We start from the raw sequence: 16627 nt of genomic DNA, 5'->3' as shown, positions 1-16627 counted from the left end.
GTGGGACTACTTCGCCGCACCGGCGGTGAGGCCGGCGACGATCCGGCGCTGGAAGACCAGCACCATGATCACGAGCGGGATGGTGACCAGGACGCCCGCGGCCATCTGGCTGCCGAACGGGGTCTCGAACTGGCTCGCTCCGGAGAATTTGGAGATGGCCACGGGTGCCGTCTGCATCTCCGGCTTGTTCGTCATCGACAGCGCGATCAGGAATTCGTTCCAGGCGGCGATGAAGGTGATGATCGCGGTGGTGAACATGCCCGGCGCGGCGAGCGGAATGATGACCTTGCGGAACGCCTGGCCGCGGGTGCAGCCGTCGACCATGGCGGCGTGCTCCAGCTCCTGCGGCATCTGCCGGAAGAAGGCGGTCAGGTTCCACACCGCGAGCGGCAGGGTGAAGGACATGCTGGGCACGATCATCGCCTGGTAGCTGTTGATCCAGCCGAAGTCGACGAACATCTTCAGCAGCGGGACCACGATCGACACCACCGGGAACATGGAGGTGGCGATGATCAGGGTCAGCACCAGCCGCTTGAGCCGGAACTCCAGCCGCGCCATCGCGTAGGCGGTGAAGGTGGCCAGGACCAGCGCCACGGCGGTGGTGATGCCGGCCACCACGACGCTGTTGAGCAGCGCCCGGGTGAAGGACTCGGACGGGTCGAGGACCGCGAGGTAGTTCTCGAACGAAAGACGGCTCGGGAAGGGCGAGTTGGCGAAGATGTCGGAGGTCCGCCGCAGGCTGGAGACCAGCATCCAGTAGAACGGCGCCAGGCAGTAGGCGACGACCGCGGCGACCCCCGCGTACAGCAGTCCCTTGCGCAGTTTGGGGGAGAGGGTGTTCATGCCGCCACCTCCGTGCGTCGGCGCAGGCGCCGGCGACGCAGGGGGCTCGGGCCGTCGTCACCGACGACATCGGCGCCCAGCAGCCGGACGAAGGCCAGCGCGATCAGGAAGACATAGACGAAGAGGATCACGGCATAGGCCGCGGCGGGACCGAAGCTCACGTTCGCCGCCTGGTCCTGGGCGAGCATGGACAGCGTCTCCACCGACGTCTTCTGCGCGCCGATGAGGATGTACGGCAGGTCGAACATCCGCAGCGCGTCCAGCGTCCGGAACAGGACGGCCACCAGCAGCGCGGGCTTCACCAGCGGCAGCGTGATGTTCCAGAACTGGCGCAGCGCGCCCGCCCCGTCGATCCTGGCGGCCTCGTAGACCTCTTTGTCGATCACCTGCAGTCCCGCCAGGACGAGCAGGCCGATGAACGGCGCGGTCTTCCACACGTCGGCGATGATGACCGCGAGCTTGGCGTGGAACCCCTCGGTGGTCCACAGGATGTGCTGCCCGGTGAGGGCGTTGGCCACCCCGTTGCTGTTGAAGATCCAGCGCCAGAGCAGACCGCTCACCGCGGTGGGGATGGCCCACGGCACCAGGATGCTGGCCCGCACCAGGGCCCGTCCCTGGAACGCACGGTGCATGATCAGCGCCATGGCGATGCCGATGACCGTCTCCAGCGCGACCGTGGTGACGGTCAGGAACGTGGTGTTCCAGAAGGCGTTCCAGAAGCGTGCGCCGGCCGCGCCGAAGATCGCGCCGTAGTTCTGCAGCCCGACGAACGGGTCGGTCTCGTTGACGAAGCCGGTTTTCGGGTTGAGGCCGGGAGTGCCGTACAGCGAGTCCTTGAGCGCCACGATCGTCGGGTAGAGCACCACGACCGCCAGCACCAGCAGCGTGGGGGAGACCAGCAGGGCCGCGAGCCGGCCGGAACCGGAGGTGGCACGGGGCCGGCGACGCGTGGTTCTGGCCGGCAGGGACAGCGCCGGTGGCGCTGCCGGGTTCTGCGTTGTCACCATGGTGTGCTCCTCACTCCCCCGCAGACTGCTGCCGAAGGGTCTGCTGAAGGTCCTTCAGCGCCTGTGCGCTGCTCGTGCTGCCGGTCAGGGCCGCGTACGCCTGCTGCTGGATCGCCGCCGTGACGTCGCCGTACCGGAAGACCCGGGGCCGCGGTACGGCGTGCAGGATCGACTGCTTGAGGACGGGGAGGTACGGATACTGCTTGACCAGCTTCGGGTCCTTGTACAGCGCGTCGTAGGTCGGCGCGCCCGGTGCGCGGGACAGGGTGAACCGCTGGACGTCCTGGCTGGCGAAGAACTTCATGAAGTCGATCGCCGTCGCCTTGTTCTCCGCCGAGGCCGACAGGGCCAGGTTGTGGCCGCCCAGACTGGAGGCGCCGGGGCCGTTGAGGCCGGGCAGTGGTGCGGCACGGAAGTGGCCGGCGACCTTGCTGGAGCCGTCCTTCTGCGCCATCAGGGGATAGGCGTAGGGCCAGTTGCGCAGGAAGACCAGCTTCCCGGACTGGAAGTCGCGGCGGCCGTCCTCCTCCTGGTAGGTGGCGGCGTCCTTCGGGATCGTGCCGTCCTTGAAGGAGTCGACCAGGAAGTCCAGGCCCCGCTTCGCCTGCGGGGTGTCCACGTGCGGGGTGCCCTTGGCGTCGGTGACGACACCGCCGGCGGAGTTCACGGCCTCGGCGAAGTTGACCGTCAGGCCCTCGTACTTCTGGAACTGGCCCGCGTAACAGGACATCCCCCGCGCCTCGGGCAGTCGCTTCACCTTGGCGCAGTCCGCCTTCATCTCCGCCCAGGTGGCCGGCGGTCGGGCGATCCCGGCCTTCTTGAGCAGGTCGGTGCGGTAGTAGAGCATGCCGCCGTCCGAGCTCATCGGCAGCGCGTACAGACCGCCGCGGTACTTTCCGGTCTCGACGATCGGCTTGAGCATCTGCCGCAGCGGAAACCGCTCCTCGGGCAGCCGGTCGACCCAGCGGTGCGCGGCGAACTCCGAGGTCCACACGGCGTCGAGCGCCAGTACCGTATAGGCATCGGACTTCGTCTGGGCGTTCTGGATCATCTGCTGGCGCTGGGCGTCGGGGTCCGTGGGCAGCTGGATGAAGGTGACCTTCTCCTGCGGGTGCCGCTTGTTCCAGCGGTCGATCACCGCCTGGACGGACCCGGAGGCGTCCTTGCCGCCGACGTAGGTGATGGGGCCGCGCCCCTCGAACGTGGGCCGCTCGCCTGCCTTGGCGGTCCCGTTCGCGCCGCAGGCGGCGAGGGCCGCGAGCCCCACGAAGGCCGCGCCCGCGCCCTGCAGCGCTCTGGTCGTTCTGATCTTCACTGTCTCTCCTGGAGGTGCGAACCGGGGCGGTGGCCGGTCACTCGCTGGGAAGCCGCTCGCCGGTCGTGGCCGAGAAGAAGTACGTGCCGTCGGCCCGGAGCCGCAGGGTGATCCGTTCGCCCTTCCGGGGCGGGGTCCGCGGGTCGGCCCGGGCGACGACGGCTCCGGTTCCGGTACCGGCGGTGACGCTCCCGCTGCCCCTGCCGCCGTCGCCGTCCCCCTGGAGGGTTCCGTAGGCGTACGCCTCGGAGCCGAGCTCCTCCACCATCGACACCGCCATGCCGAGGCCCGGCTCGCCCGGCGCGGAGGCTTCCAGCGCCTCGGGCCGGAAGCCCACGACGACGCGGTCGCCCCCCTCGGCGGCGACCGCGGCGAGCACGCTGCGGGGCAACGGCACCCGGCCGCCGCCGAGGAGGACGCCGTCGCCGGCTATCCGCGCCTCCCGCAGGTTCATGGCCGGCGACCCGATGAAGGAGGCCACGAACACATTGGCCGGCTCGTCGTAGAGGACGCGCGGGGCGGCGCACTGCTGGAGCACTCCGTCCTTCAGCACGGCGACGCGGTCGCCCATCGTCATCGCCTCGATCTGGTCGTGCGTGACGTAGACGGTGGTGACGCCCAGCCGGCGCTGGAGCGCGGCGATCTGGGTACGGGTCTGGGTGCGCAGCTTGGCGTCCAGGTTGGACAGCGGCTCGTCCATCAGGAACACCTGGGGTTCCCGGACGATCGCGCGCCCCATGGCGACCCGCTGCCGCTGCCCGCCGGACAGCGCCTTGGGCCTGCGCTGCAGGTACGCCTCCAGGTCGAGGATCCTGGCCGCTTCCTGGACCCGGCGGCGGATCTCGTCCTTCGGCGTACCGGCGACCTTCAGGGCGAACCCCATGTTGTCGGCGACGCTCATGTGCGGGTAGAGCGCGTAGTTCTGGAACACCATGGCGATGTCGCGGTCCTTGGGCGGCAGGTGGGTCACGTCCCGGTCACCGATGCGGATCACGCCGTCGTCCACGTCCTCCAGACCGGCGAGCATCCGCAGGCTGGTGGACTTGCCGCACCCGGAAGGGCCGACCAGGACCAGGAACTCGCCGTCGGCGATGTCCAGATGGAGTGCGTCGACCGCGGGCCGGTCGGCACCCGGATAGCACCGGGTGACCTTTTCGAAGCTCACTGTGGTCATGCGGAAGCTCGTCCCTTCCCGGCAGCGGCCGCCGGATGGCATGGAGAGGCCTGCAGAGCGTTACTGATTGCGCTGTCTCCGTCATCAAGTGGATGAACATGCAGGTCATGAGATGTGGAGGGTCACTCCGGGGAAAATCGGTGACACCGCCGAGACAGCGCTTTCAAGCTAGGAGTGCACCCAGGCGAAGTCAATGCGTTACGCCCAGGTAATGCGCTGGTCATTCGGCTGTACCGTGCAGCTTCTATAAGGGAAAACCCCCTGAAATCCACCGGTGACCGCAGGCGTGACAGCGCTGTCATGAATGCCCGGGAGCTCGTGCTCACCGTGCTACGGTCCGTGCATGTCACCAGCTCAACGGCACCCCACGATGGCCGATGTCGCCGAACGCGCCGGCGTCTCCGCCTCCACCGTCTCGCGCACCTTGCGCGGCTACGCCTCCGTCTCGGCCGAGGTCCGGGAGCGGGTCGAGCGTGCGGCCCGGGAGCTGAACTTCGCCATCTCACGGCAGGCGGCCAGCCTGGTCACCGGCAAGACCGGGGTGGTGGCCGTGCTCGTCCCGATACTCAAGTCCTGGTTCGTCGGCTCGGCACTGGAGGGTCTCGGGCCGGTGCTGCGCGCGGCCGGCCTGGAGCTGGTGGTCTACTACGTGCCCGACATGGCCGCACGGGCCGACTTCTTCGAGCGCCTGCCCGCCCGCCGGAACGCCGATGCGCTGCTGGTCTTCTCCTTCGACCTCACCGAGGAGGAAAGCGCCCGCCTGGACGACCTGCAGATGCCGGTCATATACGTCAGCCAGCACGCCGAGGGCCGGGCGAGCGTGTACGTCGACGATGTGGCCGGGGCGCTCGCCGGCACTCGGCACCTGCTCAATCTCGGACACCGCCGGATCGCCTTCCTGCGGGCGATCGGCGTCAGCGGTTTCACCTTCAGCTCCAACGAGCGGTTGACCGGCTACCGGCAGGCGCTCACCGAGGCGGGTATCCCCCTGGACGACGAGCTGGTGGTCGGCGCCGTCCTGGGGCAGGACCGCACCGTCGTCGAGGCGGCCGGCCGGCTGCTCAGCCTGCAGCACCCGCCGACCGCACTCTTCGTCGAGCAGGACGAGCTCGCCGTCGCGGTCCTGTCGACCCTGCGCAACAGCGGCTTCGACGTACCCGAGCGGCTCTCCGTGCTCGGCTTCGACGACCACGACATCGCCCGCTGGGCGGGGCTCTCCACGATCGCCCAGTCACCCGCGGACATCGGCCGCGCAGCCGGCGAGCTCGTCTGTGCGCTCATCGAGACCCCCGACGCCGACCGCGAACGCCACATCGTCCTGCCCACGCACCTGATTCCCCGGGCGAGCACGGCCCCGCTCATGCCACCGCCCGCGGGGCATGACGGGGAGCGGGAGATGCCTCCGGACGGGCCCGGCGCTGCCTGACGTCGTTCAATCCGGAACCAACTTCCTTGCCCGGCCTCCGAGATGCGCGCCCATCACCGTCCCCATAGCCTGGCATCAAGGCACATCTACGGCACATCGACGGGCATACCGCTGTCGCTTCGATGTGTGTATCCGGATGCTGACTGTGGCTCCGTGCAGGCTCTCGTGCATGGCCGTCGTCGAAGCCACGGCGTCCCGCAGGGAGATCCACCATGGCCAAGCGACCGGCCCACCGTCCGGCCTCGGTGTACGCACTGGCCGGAATCCGGCTCTTCAACGGAGCCACCGGCCTGCTGACGCCCTCCGTGCTCATCCGGCGCCTCGACCCGGACCATGAGCCCGGTCCGGCGGCCGTCTACGCCTTCCGGCTCTTCGGAATCCGTACGGTGCTGCTCGGGCTCGACCTGCTGACCCACGACGGCGCCCGGCTGCATGAGGACCTGCGCAAGGCCGTCCTCATCCACGGCAGTGACACCGCGACGGCCGCGATGCTCGGAATCCGCGGCCAGGTGCCTCCGCGCACCGCCGCCCTGATCACGCTCATCTCGGCCACCAACACGCTCCTGGCCGCCACCGGCGACAACGCCGGGAAGAGGAAGCGGGAGTGACCCAGGGGCCTGGTGCTCCCACCGCCGAGCGGAGGGCCGATGCCTCGGTCCTCCCGCCGGTCCCCGGCTACGCCGTGGCCGTACCGAGCTACCCGAGCGATCTGATCCCCGCGATGCGGCGCGTGACCGAGACCAGACGCGACCCGAGCCCACCCGACCAGGACCGAGCAAGGAGCATCGATGCGCACGCAACGACGCACCACCTCCCGGCGGCAGCCCGCCGGATACCGTACGACCCTCCCGTGGCGGATCGTCACCGGCATCTCCACCGCCGTCGACCGGTTCATCGGATGGGACAAACTCCCGGTCGTTCCAGGCCTGTTGACCCTCTTCGGGCTGCGCGTCAGGCTCCGGCAGAAGAACCTCCACGACACCAGCGCACTGCCTTCCGTCAACCCTCCCGACCCGGCGCCACCGTCACCGAGCCACCGGGTCAACCGAACCGCCGACGGCAGCCACAACGACCTCGGCGAGCCGCGCATGGGCATGGCGGGAAGCCGCTTCGGCCGCAACATCCCGCTGGACCGCATCGCTCCGGCCACCGCCGAGTCCATCCTGTCCCGGCCGAACCCCCGAGAGGTCAGCCGGGCGCTCCTGACCCGCCACGACCTGGTCGCCGCCGAGTCGGTCAACTCCCTGGTCTCCGCCTGGCTCCAGTTCATGATCCGCGACTGGTTCAGCCACGGTACGAGCCCCACCGAACGCCCCTGGGAAGTGCCGCTCCTCGACGACGACCCGTGGCCGGAGCGCCCGATGCGGATCATGCGGACACCCGACGACCCGACCCGGGACCCCGGTGCCCCCGCCGGCACGCCCGACACCCGCGTCAATGTCAACTCCCACTGGTGGGACGCCTCGCAGATCTACGGGTCCAGCGAGGAGGAGCAACGCCGGCTGCGCACCGGCGAATTGGGCAAACTGCACCTCTGGAACAACGGGAAGTCCCCCGCTTCCCAGGATCCGGCCACCGACCCGTCGCTCGTTCCGGGCTTCTGGCTGGGCCTCGCCATGATGCAGAACCTGTTCTCCCACGAGCACAACGCGATCTGCGACCATCTGCACGCCGCCTATCCGTCATGGGGTGACGAGGAGCTGTTCCAGCGTGCGCGGCTCGTCAACGCCGCGCTGCTCGCCAAGATCCACACCGTGGAGTGGACACCCGCCGTGATCAGCCACCCCACCACCGTCAAGGCACTGCGGGCGAACTGGTGGGGCATCGCGGACGAGCGGGTCCACCAACTCTTCGGCCGGATCAGCGGCAGCGAGGTGATCAGCGGCATCCCCGGCGCCCGGACCGACCACTACGGCGTCCCGTACGCGCTCACCGAGGAGTTCGTGGCCGTCTACCGCATGCACCCCCTCATCCGGGACGAATGGCATCTGCGCTCCGCCGCGGACGACGCCACTCTGGGGGAGCGGACATTCCGGGAGATCGCCGGCCCGGAGGCACTGAAGGTCCTCGAAACCGTACCCATGGCCGATCTCCTCTACAGCTTCGGAACGCTCCACCCCGGACTGGTGACCCTGCACAACTTCCCGAAGTTCCTCCAGGAATACGAGCGCCCCGACGGACATCTGCAGGACCTGGCCGCCACCGACATCCTGCGCAGCCGGGAACTCGGCGTCCCGCGCTACAACGCATTCCGCCGGCTGCTGGGGTTGGAGCCCGCGGAGAGCTTCGAAGAGCTGACCGACAACCCGGCCTGGGCGCAGGAGATCAAGCAGCTCTACGGGGACATCGAAAAGGTCGACCTGACGGTCGGGATGTACGCGGAGAAGCTCCCCAAGGGATTCGCCTTCAGCGACACGGCATTCCGCATCTTCATCCTGATGGCCTCCCGCCGGCTGAACAGCGACCGCTTCTTCACCGAGTACTACACCCCCGAGGTGTACTCCAAGGCCGGTATGGCCTGGATCGACGACAACTCCATGGTCACCGTTCTGCTGCGCCACCACCCCGAGCTGCGCACCGCACTCGCAGGCCTGAACAACGCGTTCGTGCCGTGGCACACCGCCCAGGACGGCACGACCCGAGGAAGGACGGGAGGAACAGCGTCATGACCCTCCGCATCGCCACGTTCAACACCGAAAACCTCTTCCAACGGCCCCGTGCCCTTGCCCTCGCCGACGAAGCGGAACGGCGCACGACCCTGGAGGACTTCGCCACACTGGTGGCTCTCCTCGATCACCCCACGTACTCGTCCGAGGACAAGCAGGCCATCGCCGAAATCCTCGACAAATACGATGTCGCCGACTCCCAGTCGAAGACCCGGCCGTTCCTGGTGAACGAGACCCGCGGCGGCGCCAAGCTCTTCGTGGTGAGGCAGGGCGGCGCCATCGACATCGTCGCCGACGGCCGGGCGGCATGGGTGGGCTGGGCCGAGCTCATCCGCGATGACATCAAACGGGAAACCGTCGAGAACACCGGACGGGTGATCGCCGAGGTCGATCCCGATGTGCTGCTCACGGTCGAGGTCGAGGACCGGCTCACCCTCCAGCGCTTCAACGAACAGGTGCTGGCAGATCTGATGGGAAACAAGCGGTATCCGTTCAACATGCTGATCGACGGCAACGACAGCCGCGGAATCGACGTCGGGCTGTTCAGCCGTTTCCCCATCGTCTCCATACGGTCGCACCTGTTCGACTCCGCTCCCGACGGCCGGCCTGTCTTCAGCAGGGACTGCCCGGAGTTCGAGATCGAATTCAAGGACGGCAAGACGCTGTGGATCCTGGGCAACCACTTCAAGAGCAAGGGGTTCGGTAACCCCACCGACACCGCCAACAAGCGCAAGGCCCAGGCCGAGCGGGTCACCCAGCTCTACGAGGCGGCGCTGAAGCGCTCCCCACGCGTCGTGGTCGCCGGAGACCTCAACGACTCACCGGACAGCGACCCGCTCCAGTCACTCCTGGCCACGAGCTTGCAGGATGCGATGTCGCACAGCAGTTACGCGGGCGCACCCGGCACCTTCGGCACCGGCCAGTCCCTCAAGCAGAAGATCGACTACCTGATGTTCTCGCCCGAACTGTGGGACCAGGTCCAGGCGGTGGACGTGGAACGCCGCGGAATCTTCGCCCCCCACACCTTCAAGTCGTTCCCGACGGTGACGTCGAAGGAGACCGAGGCCTCCGACCACGGTGCGCTGTACGCGGACCTTGACATCTGAGGGGTCGGGGACCCGCAGCAGGCGGCACCTCCTTCGTCACGGCGAAGACGGCTCGGGCCGGCTTGCCTCCTGCCCTTGGCCGAGGCCGGCAAGAGCACGGGCGACCTGGACCGCATCACCTTGTCTGCGGTCCAGGCACTCGCACGCCTCGGTAGGACTGCCCCCGTGAGGGCGCTGAAGGCTGACGTGACGTCAGACCGCCGCGTACGTGCCCCGCCCGGGACGGGTCACCAGCTTCTGCTGCTTCGCCACACGATCGAGGGTGTTGCGAACAGACTCGATCTGCCCCGGTGTGGCCTCCCGTCCCAGGGCCGCGTTGATCTCACGCGCACGCATCGGCGCGCTTGCCTCCCTGAGCACGGCGAGCGCAGCGTCGATGAGCTTGCTCGCACGCTCGTCAGCCGGCCGGTCGGTAGCGGCCCGCTTCGAAGCAGCCTTCTTCGCCTGTGGCTCTGCGGACGCAGCAGCCTTCTTGGTCGCCTTCGCCGTCGCCTTTTTCGCCGGCGCCTTCTTCGCCGTCTTCTTGGCCGTCTTCGGCGCCGCGGTCTTCTCCGACGCCGCCTTCTCTGACGCCGCCTTCTGTGCCGCCGTCTTCTCTGCCACCGTCTTCTCTGCCACCGTCTTCTGTGCGGCCGTCTTCTCCGCCGTCTTCTTGGTGGTGCGCTTCTTGGCGGGGCTGGAGGTCGTCGTGCTGGACTTGGCGCGCGAAGACGTAGCGGTACGCGGCTGTGGGACGGCAGACACCGTCGGCCCCGGCTCACCGGCCGGCGCCTCAGGCTCGGCAGCCGCGTCGGGCCCAGGGGAGTCCTGACCGGCGTCGCCTGCCGGCTCGCTTGCGCCGGGCTCCTCCGGCACCGGATCTGGTGCGGCGGGGGCGGCCGAGGACTGGCCGGCAGGAGCACCGGTGCCGGTCAGGACGCGCAGGTGCTCCAGGGCCTCGCGGGTGGACCGCACGCGTTGGACCACCCCTTCGAGCTGCTCCCGCAGCCGCCTTTCCTGCTCCTCAAGTTCCGGCAGCGTGCTTTTGAGGTTGTCGATGGTCTGAAGGAGAACCGAGTCAGTCATGCGAACGGAGTCAGTCATACGCTTCCTAACCTCACAGCGATGAGCGTGATCGCAAGTCACCGTACCGCCCCAACAGCCACAAAGCACGTGGTGAGGCTATGACCCTTTCGAGTGGGCAGTGCGATGAGCGGTGCTGTCAGCTGATCCGAAGCCGTATTCGTAGGTCATCGATGCCTGTGGGCCGGGCCTACGCTCACCGTCCGCCCACCAGTCATGTCGGGCGTAGAACGCCTGGGCCCGCGCACTCCTCGTACACAGCCGTCCCCGGCTTCGCGACGTATACCTCGGAATCCGACCAGTTGACGTCGTGATACTCGCGGAAGAACAGATTGGCGATGCTGTCGTTGATCTCGACGCCGGCCACATGGAGGGCCGGTATCCGGAACGGCTCTTCACGCGGCCACGGCTCATGGTCCTCGTCGTCCAGATGGATGTCGATGCCGAGCAGCGGAAGTTCGGCAGAGGCGAATGTCTGGGCGTCGGCCAGATAGAGGTGGTCGTAGGGCAGGTCATGGCCGGTGTACGGGGCGGCGGCAAGCACCATGTCGGGGGAGAGGCCCCGGTACTTTTCCTTACTGACTGGGGTGACGTACGAGGCGGCAGTGTCGTAGTAGTTGGGGTCCTCTGAGCCCTCGTCGCAGGTGACGGGCGTCTCCAGGGCCTGCAACAGACGCTCCCAGCCGGCCGGGTCGGTGAAGTCGGTCCGGAGGACGGGGGCGGCCTCCATGCGGGGCAGCGTCGGCTTCTGATGACGGTTCATGTGCCGGACCATAGCGCCGGGCACTGACAGTACGGCCCTCGCGCCGGCCCCGCTGCGTGCCGGGCCAAGTCCAGCTCACTCGTAGGGGCCGCCCCGAAAGAACGTGCTCCCGTGGACACGCGGCCGATCGTCCCTGTGGTGCGCGGCGTCAGAGCGCTCATCCGGTGCTGAACGTGCGACGAGCGCCCGCAACCTCTCCAGACCGGCCAGGGCTTCGGGGCGATTGTCGGCCCGCTTCATCCACACGGGAAGCCGTGGGAGCATCGCCATCGTCGGCGAAGCGGTGTGCTGCCGCAGCACGGCGCCGACATAGGCGGCCAGCTCATCGATGTGGTGTTCGTTGTACGCCCAGAGGATCTGCCCGACGCAACGGGTCTGCAACCACAGCGGCCGGCGGAAGAAAGGGTTGCTGCGCCTTCGCCTTGAGCGCGTGGGGATCTTGAGTACCCGGTCTCTTTCGCCTGAGTATGAGCCCCCATGCCGGGGTGGTGCGGGCCGGCCAGGATGGCTGCCATGACCGCACCCGATCCGCGTACCACTGACGCCCCCGAAACGGAGACCGACCCGTTCGCACCGTCCACGCCGGCACTGCGCGTGTTCGCCGCGCTCGGCCTCCTGCTGCTCGTCGTTGCCTACGGGCTGTTCCTCATCATCGTGCTCAATCAGGCATACAGCGGTGACGGGGCAAGCGGGCCTCTGGTGGGTTTGGCCGAGGGGGCGATGGGTCTGTCCGCGGTCGTGGGAGTGGGGGCGCTGTGCCTGCCCGGCGACGCGGTGAGCCACGCGGCACGGCGCATTGCCGTACAGGTCCAGTACGCGCTGGCGTTCGCCGGTCCGGCGCTGGCCGCCATCGACTTCACGTAGGAGCTGTCCGGTCGATCGTCTGCGGATCCAGACACCGAGGACTGCTGCGGTTGCGGTGCCGAGGGCAACGCGACCGCGCTCGTCGTGACGAGCGGCAACCGCCCGGGCCTGCTTGAGTCCCGAGACGCCCCCGGGCCCCGTCGGCCGACCACTGCCGACGGCGCTCGTAGACCGTCTGCCACGGGCACCGGGTCGCGGTCTCCGCTCGGGGGATGCTCTGCAGGTGGCCCGGGGAGCGGGCGACCGAGTTGCTCGCCGCGCGCCAGGGCCCCTACCCGGCTGGTGCCGTCGTCGCTGCCGGTCACCAGGAGGGCGCGACCGGCGATGCGGGCGGTTCCCCTCGTGGATATGCGCAGGGTGCGACCGCTCACCGGCGCTCCGAGCGGCTCATCACTCGCGAGGTCCCAGACATGGAGGGATTGGCCGTCGCCCCGGCCGCCCCGAGCGTCCGGGCCGCGACCTCCACCCGAAAAGTGAGCCGGCCGGGTACCGGGCTGTGGGCCTGGCCATGAACCAGGCCCGGGAACGGCCAGTGCCGGGAAGAGCCATAGACACGGGGGAGACCGGCCCTTCCCGGCAGAACCCCATCATCAGCCGTGCACCGCTGCGGGCGTCAGGGCCGAACGGCCCCCCGCCGCACCGCAATCGGCCCTCCTGCTCACCGCAGCCGGCCCTCGGCGGCGGGACGGTCGGGCCCTGTGGCAGTCGTTTCCGGATGGCCGGTCGGCGCCGGTGTCCGTCGGCGCTGCCGTGGTGATCACGTACGCTGCCGAGCAGACGTACGGGATCTTTGGAGCAGCACGGTCATGTCCGAATCGCAGCAGTACGCACCGGCCGCGAGCGGCCCGCAGGGGCCGCAGCTCCATGAGCCGGACCGGATGCGCAGCCTGCTCGACGCCGTGATGAGCCTGGGGCGGGGGCTCGAACTCCCGCAGGTGCTCAGGGGCATCGTGGAGGCGGCGGTCGCCCTCACCGACGCGGAATACGGGGCGCTCGGCGTGGTCGGGGACGGGCAGCTGTCGCAGTTCCTGCCCGTCGGGATGTCCGACGAGCTCATCGGGCTGATCGGCCGGACGCCGTGCGGACGCGGCATCCTCGGGGAGCTGATCAGCAACCCTGCGCCGCTGCGGCTCGGCGACCTGTCCAGGCATCCGCACAGCTATGGCTTTCCGGCCAACCATCCGCCGATGAGGACCTTCCTCGGGGTACCTGTCCGGGTCCGCGACGAGGTGTTCGGCAACCTCTACCTCACCGAGAAGCGGGGCGGCGGCCCGTTCGACGAGGACGACGAGGCCGTGTTGACCACGTTGTCCACCGCGGCGGGCGTGGCCATCGACAACGCCCGCATGTACCACGAGAGCCGCCGCCGCGAACGGTGGCTGGAGGCGCTGGGCGAGATCACCCGCAGCCTGCTGTCCGGAACCGATGCGGACGAGGTGCTGCGACTGATCGCGGAACGCGCGCAGGAGGTGGCCGGCGCGGACTGTGCGGCGGTCCTGCTGCCGGCGTCCGCGTCAGCGGACCAGCTGACGGTGGCGGTGGCGTGCGGTACGGGCGCGAGCCGGATCCTCGGGCTGCGCGTGCCGGCCGACGGTTCCCTGCCCGGCATGGCCGTGCGCAGCGGCCGGCCGGTGGTCAGCGCCGACCTGCGGGCCGACCCGCGGGCGTACCCGCTCGGCCCGGGCGCCTCCGGGAACGGGGCCGGGAACGGGACCGGGGCCGCGGCCGGGAACCCGTCCACGGGTGAGGCGACCATGGGGAAGGAGGTCTCCATGGGTGAGGAGCCGTCCAAGGCCGAGGAGCTCAGGGGCGCCGCGCTGCACGGAGAGCGCACCGAGGTGGACGGGCCGACGGTCGCCGTCCCACTCCAGGTGGACACCGGCCGCGGTGCCCTGCGGCTGAGCCGCCTGGCCGGGCGGCCCGCCTTCGACGACGCCGAGGTCACGCTGATATCCGGCTTTGCCGACCAAGCCGTGATCGCCCTGGAACTCGCCCGCCGCCGGGCCGAGTCGGAGGAACTGACGGTCCTCCACGACCGTGACCGGATCGCCCGTGACCTGCACGACCTCGCCATTCAGCGGCTGTTCGCCACCGGCATCACCCTGCAGAGTGCGACCCGGCTGATCGACCGTCCGGAGGCCGCCCAACGGGTCGGTCGCGCGGTCAACGACCTGGACACCACCATCAAAATCATCCGTTCCACCATCTTCGGGCTGCGTACCACCGGGGACGGTAAGGACGCCCGTGGTCTGCGCCGGGACATGACCGAGACCGTGCAGCGGGCGGCCGGCCCCCTCGGCTTCACTCCGGCGCTGCGGATCGACGGCCCGGTGGACGCTGCGGTCCCCGACGACCTGACCGGACATCTCCTGGCCGTGACCGCCGAGGCCCTCAGCAACGCCGCCCGCCACGCCGGAGCACGCCACCTGGAGGTGACGCTGTCGGTGACCGCGGACAGGGTGACGCTGACGGTGACGGACGACGGGGTGGGTGTCGGGGACGCACCGCACACCGGGGGCCTGGCCAACCTGCGGGCACGAGCGGAGATGCACGGCGGCCGGCTGGCCGTCGAGCGACCGGAGGGCGGTGGCTCCCGCATCGTCTGGTGGGTGCCGCTGCCCGACTGATGTGACCCCGGATCCCGATCGTCGGTGCCTGGCCGGCTCGCTGTCAGTCCGCGGCGTGTGGCGCGGGCACGTAGGGTTCGACCTCGCGCCAGGGTGGCGGGCCGCCCAGCTGACGGTTGAGTGGATGCTGTGAGGCGTCGAGGGAGCGGCGGGCCGCGTTGACGAAGGCGACCTGGCCGGAGGCGAGGTCGGACATGATCTGCCGGAGCCCGTCGCGGTCCCGCGGGCCCTGGTCGGCGACCATGAGGGCGAAGCGTCCCACGGCATCCGTCAAGTCACCGGCGGCGTGGGCGACATCCGGTGCGGCGACCAGACTGAGCGAGGTCAGTGCCGCGTTGAACGGGGCCCAGTCGGCGGTGTTGGGGCGGTGGTCGAGATATGCCTCGCGCAGTTCGATCTCGATCGCGGTGAACTCACGAAGGTAGGCCGCGTAGGCCGCTGCCTGGGTGTCTCGTAGCCATTGCTGATTCTGGTTGCGGCGGCCGACGACTCCGCCGATCAGGATGCCGAGGATGGTGGCGGCGGCGCCGATGCCCGTGGTCACTATGGCGTCCCAGGGAGCGGCCATGTCGGGGCCTCCTTCGGTGTGGGCGGTGGCTTGCGGCCCGATCATGCTGGCACGCGCACCCGCCTGGCCAACTGGCCTGGACCAACTGGCCGGACCAACGGCCCGGACCAACTGGACCGCGACCAACTGGACCGCGACCAACTTGGCCGGGGGGCGCCTGACCCGTGCCCAACTGGTCGCTGCTGGCGACCCGTGCCCAACTGACCCGTGCCCAACTGGCCCATGCCCAACTGGCCCGTGCCAACTGGCCGGGCCCCACTGAACCGGGGCCAGCTGCCCCGAGACGCATGCCGGTCGCGCGCAGCCACTGGGAGGGGCGGCGCCCCCCTTACGGCCGTGAGCCCCTCAGTCGTTCGGCGACCATCGCTGCCTGGACCCGGCGGCCCACCCCCAGCTTGGACAGGATCGCGGACACCCGGTTCTTGACCGTCTTCTCCGAAAGGAACAGCCGGTCAGCGATCTGTCGGTTGGTCATCCCCTCCGCGATCAGGTCCAACACCTCCCGTTCGCGCGGCGAGAGCCGGGCGAGTTCGGATGACGCCGACTCCGCCTCCGCCCCGGCCTCCGCCTCGGCCGCCTGGCCCCGGCCCCGGTTGCGCAAACGCTCCATGACCCGCGTTGCGGTGCGCGGATCCAGCATCGACTGCCCCGCAGCAACGGTGCGGACCGCGTGCACCAGCGCAGGGCCGTCGATCTGCTTGAGCACATAGCCGGCCGCCCCGGCCATGATGGCGTCGAACAGCGCCTCGTCGTCGTCGAAGGACGTCAGCATCAGACAGGCGAGCTCCGGCACACGGGCCCGTAACTCCCGGCAGACCTCGATCCCTTCGTGGTCGCTGTCCGGCCCGTCGGTGCCGCCCAGCCGGACGTCGAGGACGGCCACTTGCGGCCGGACCGCCGGCACCCGGGCCAGGGCCTGCCGGGCGTCCCCGGCCTCCCCGACGACCACGATGTCCTCCTCCGCCTCCAAGAGGTCCCGCACCCCGCGGCGGACCACCTCGTGGTCGTCGAGGATGAAGACGCGCAGCGGCGTCTCCGGGGCGGCAGGGACGGGCGCCGCGGGATCGGGGTGAACGGTCTCCTGGTTCATGCACTCTCGCTCTGTGGTTCTCGTGGATCGGCGGGCCACAAGGGTCCCGACCACGAGGTTCGTCGGGCGCGACGGCCGGCGCAAGGGCCGAACGGCCCTGGGGGAGCGGGGCCCTT

General features: G+C 69.5%; 14 protein-coding genes. 6 read left to right on the top strand and 8 right to left on the bottom strand.

Features of this window, described 5'->3' with window-relative positions; translation table 11 throughout:
- Positions 1-6: 6 nt before the first annotated feature.
- From AB0G35_RS15700 to ugpC, 4 genes are read right to left on the bottom strand one after another with little or no spacing between them, the layout of a single operon-like run.
- A complete protein-coding gene (locus AB0G35_RS15700; protein WP_360948813.1) occupies positions 7-843 on the bottom strand; it encodes a carbohydrate ABC transporter permease in 837 nt (278 codons plus the stop codon).
- Positions 840-1850: a sugar ABC transporter permease gene (locus AB0G35_RS15695; protein WP_360948811.1), complete on the bottom strand. Its 1011-nt coding sequence runs from the start codon at positions 1848-1850 to the stop codon at positions 840-842. The genes AB0G35_RS15700 and AB0G35_RS15695 overlap by 4 nt, the downstream gene beginning before the upstream one ends.
- A 10-nt stretch (positions 1851-1860) precedes the next feature.
- A complete protein-coding gene (locus AB0G35_RS15690) occupies positions 1861-3165 on the bottom strand; it encodes an ABC transporter substrate-binding protein (protein ID WP_360948809.1) in 1305 nt (434 codons plus the stop codon).
- 37 nt (positions 3166-3202) lie between these two features.
- On the bottom strand, positions 3203-4339 hold the full coding sequence (ugpC, locus tag AB0G35_RS15685) for a sn-glycerol-3-phosphate ABC transporter ATP-binding protein UgpC (protein WP_360948807.1): 1137 nt from the start codon (positions 4337-4339) through the stop codon (positions 3203-3205).
- 343 nt (positions 4340-4682) lie between these two features.
- Between ugpC and AB0G35_RS15680 the strand changes: the two genes are divergently transcribed.
- The 4 genes from AB0G35_RS15680 (at position 4683) to AB0G35_RS15665 (ending at position 9537) form a co-directional block, all read left to right on the top strand.
- Positions 4683-5765, top strand: a complete 1083-nt coding sequence (locus AB0G35_RS15680; RefSeq protein ID WP_360948805.1) for a LacI family DNA-binding transcriptional regulator — start codon at positions 4683-4685, stop codon at positions 5763-5765.
- Between the two features lie 212 nt (positions 5766-5977).
- Positions 5978-6373 carry a hypothetical protein gene (locus tag AB0G35_RS15675; RefSeq protein ID WP_360948803.1) on the top strand — a complete coding sequence of 132 codons (396 nt, stop codon included), beginning with the start codon at positions 5978-5980 and terminating at the stop codon, positions 6371-6373.
- A gap of 180 nt (positions 6374-6553) precedes the next feature.
- A complete protein-coding gene (locus AB0G35_RS15670; RefSeq protein WP_360948801.1) occupies positions 6554-8434 on the top strand; it encodes a peroxidase family protein in 1881 nt (626 codons plus the stop codon).
- On the top strand, positions 8431-9537 hold the full coding sequence (locus AB0G35_RS15665; RefSeq protein ID WP_360948799.1) for an endonuclease/exonuclease/phosphatase family protein: 1107 nt from the start codon (positions 8431-8433) through the stop codon (positions 9535-9537). The genes AB0G35_RS15670 and AB0G35_RS15665 overlap by 4 nt, the downstream gene beginning before the upstream one ends.
- 192 nt (positions 9538-9729) lie before the next feature.
- Here AB0G35_RS15665 and AB0G35_RS15660 read toward each other — a convergent pair whose 3' ends face one another.
- Together AB0G35_RS15660 and AB0G35_RS15655 are read right to left on the bottom strand one after the other, a co-directional pair.
- The gene (locus tag AB0G35_RS15660) at positions 9730-10620 is read right to left on the bottom strand and encodes a hypothetical protein (protein ID WP_360948797.1); all 891 of its coding nucleotides are present in this window, start codon (positions 10618-10620) and stop codon (positions 9730-9732) included.
- A gap of 193 nt (positions 10621-10813) precedes the next feature.
- Complete coding sequence (locus tag AB0G35_RS15655; RefSeq protein WP_360948795.1) at positions 10814-11362, bottom strand: hypothetical protein; 549 nt, start codon at positions 11360-11362, stop codon at positions 10814-10816.
- Positions 11363-11875: 513 nt separating this feature from the next.
- On the opposite strand from AB0G35_RS15655, the gene AB0G35_RS15650 reads away from it, so the two are divergent.
- Together AB0G35_RS15650 and AB0G35_RS15645 are read left to right on the top strand one after the other, a co-directional pair.
- Positions 11876-12226 carry a hypothetical protein gene (locus AB0G35_RS15650; RefSeq protein ID WP_360948793.1) on the top strand — a complete coding sequence of 117 codons (351 nt, stop codon included), beginning with the start codon at positions 11876-11878 and terminating at the stop codon, positions 12224-12226.
- 878 nt (positions 12227-13104) lie between these two features.
- Positions 13105-14853: a GAF domain-containing sensor histidine kinase gene (locus AB0G35_RS15645; RefSeq protein WP_360948949.1), complete on the top strand. Its 1749-nt coding sequence runs from the start codon at positions 13105-13107 to the stop codon at positions 14851-14853.
- 43 nt (positions 14854-14896) lie between these two features.
- Here the strand turns inward: AB0G35_RS15645 and AB0G35_RS15640 are convergent, their stop codons facing one another.
- Positions 14897-15421 (bottom strand): hypothetical protein, encoded by a 525-nt coding sequence (locus AB0G35_RS15640; protein WP_360948791.1) that lies wholly within the window; start codon positions 15419-15421, stop codon positions 14897-14899.
- 328 nt (positions 15422-15749) lie between these two features.
- On the bottom strand, positions 15750-16511 hold the full coding sequence (locus AB0G35_RS15635) for a response regulator transcription factor (RefSeq protein ID WP_360948789.1): 762 nt from the start codon (positions 16509-16511) through the stop codon (positions 15750-15752).
- Positions 16512-16627: the final 116 nt, after the last annotated feature.

The organism is Streptomyces sp. NPDC021749 (assembly GCF_040640655.1).
In the GTDB taxonomy this organism is placed as follows: domain Bacteria; phylum Actinomycetota; class Actinomycetes; order Streptomycetales; family Streptomycetaceae; genus Streptomyces.
This window is presented reverse-complemented; position numbering and strand designations above follow the sequence as displayed.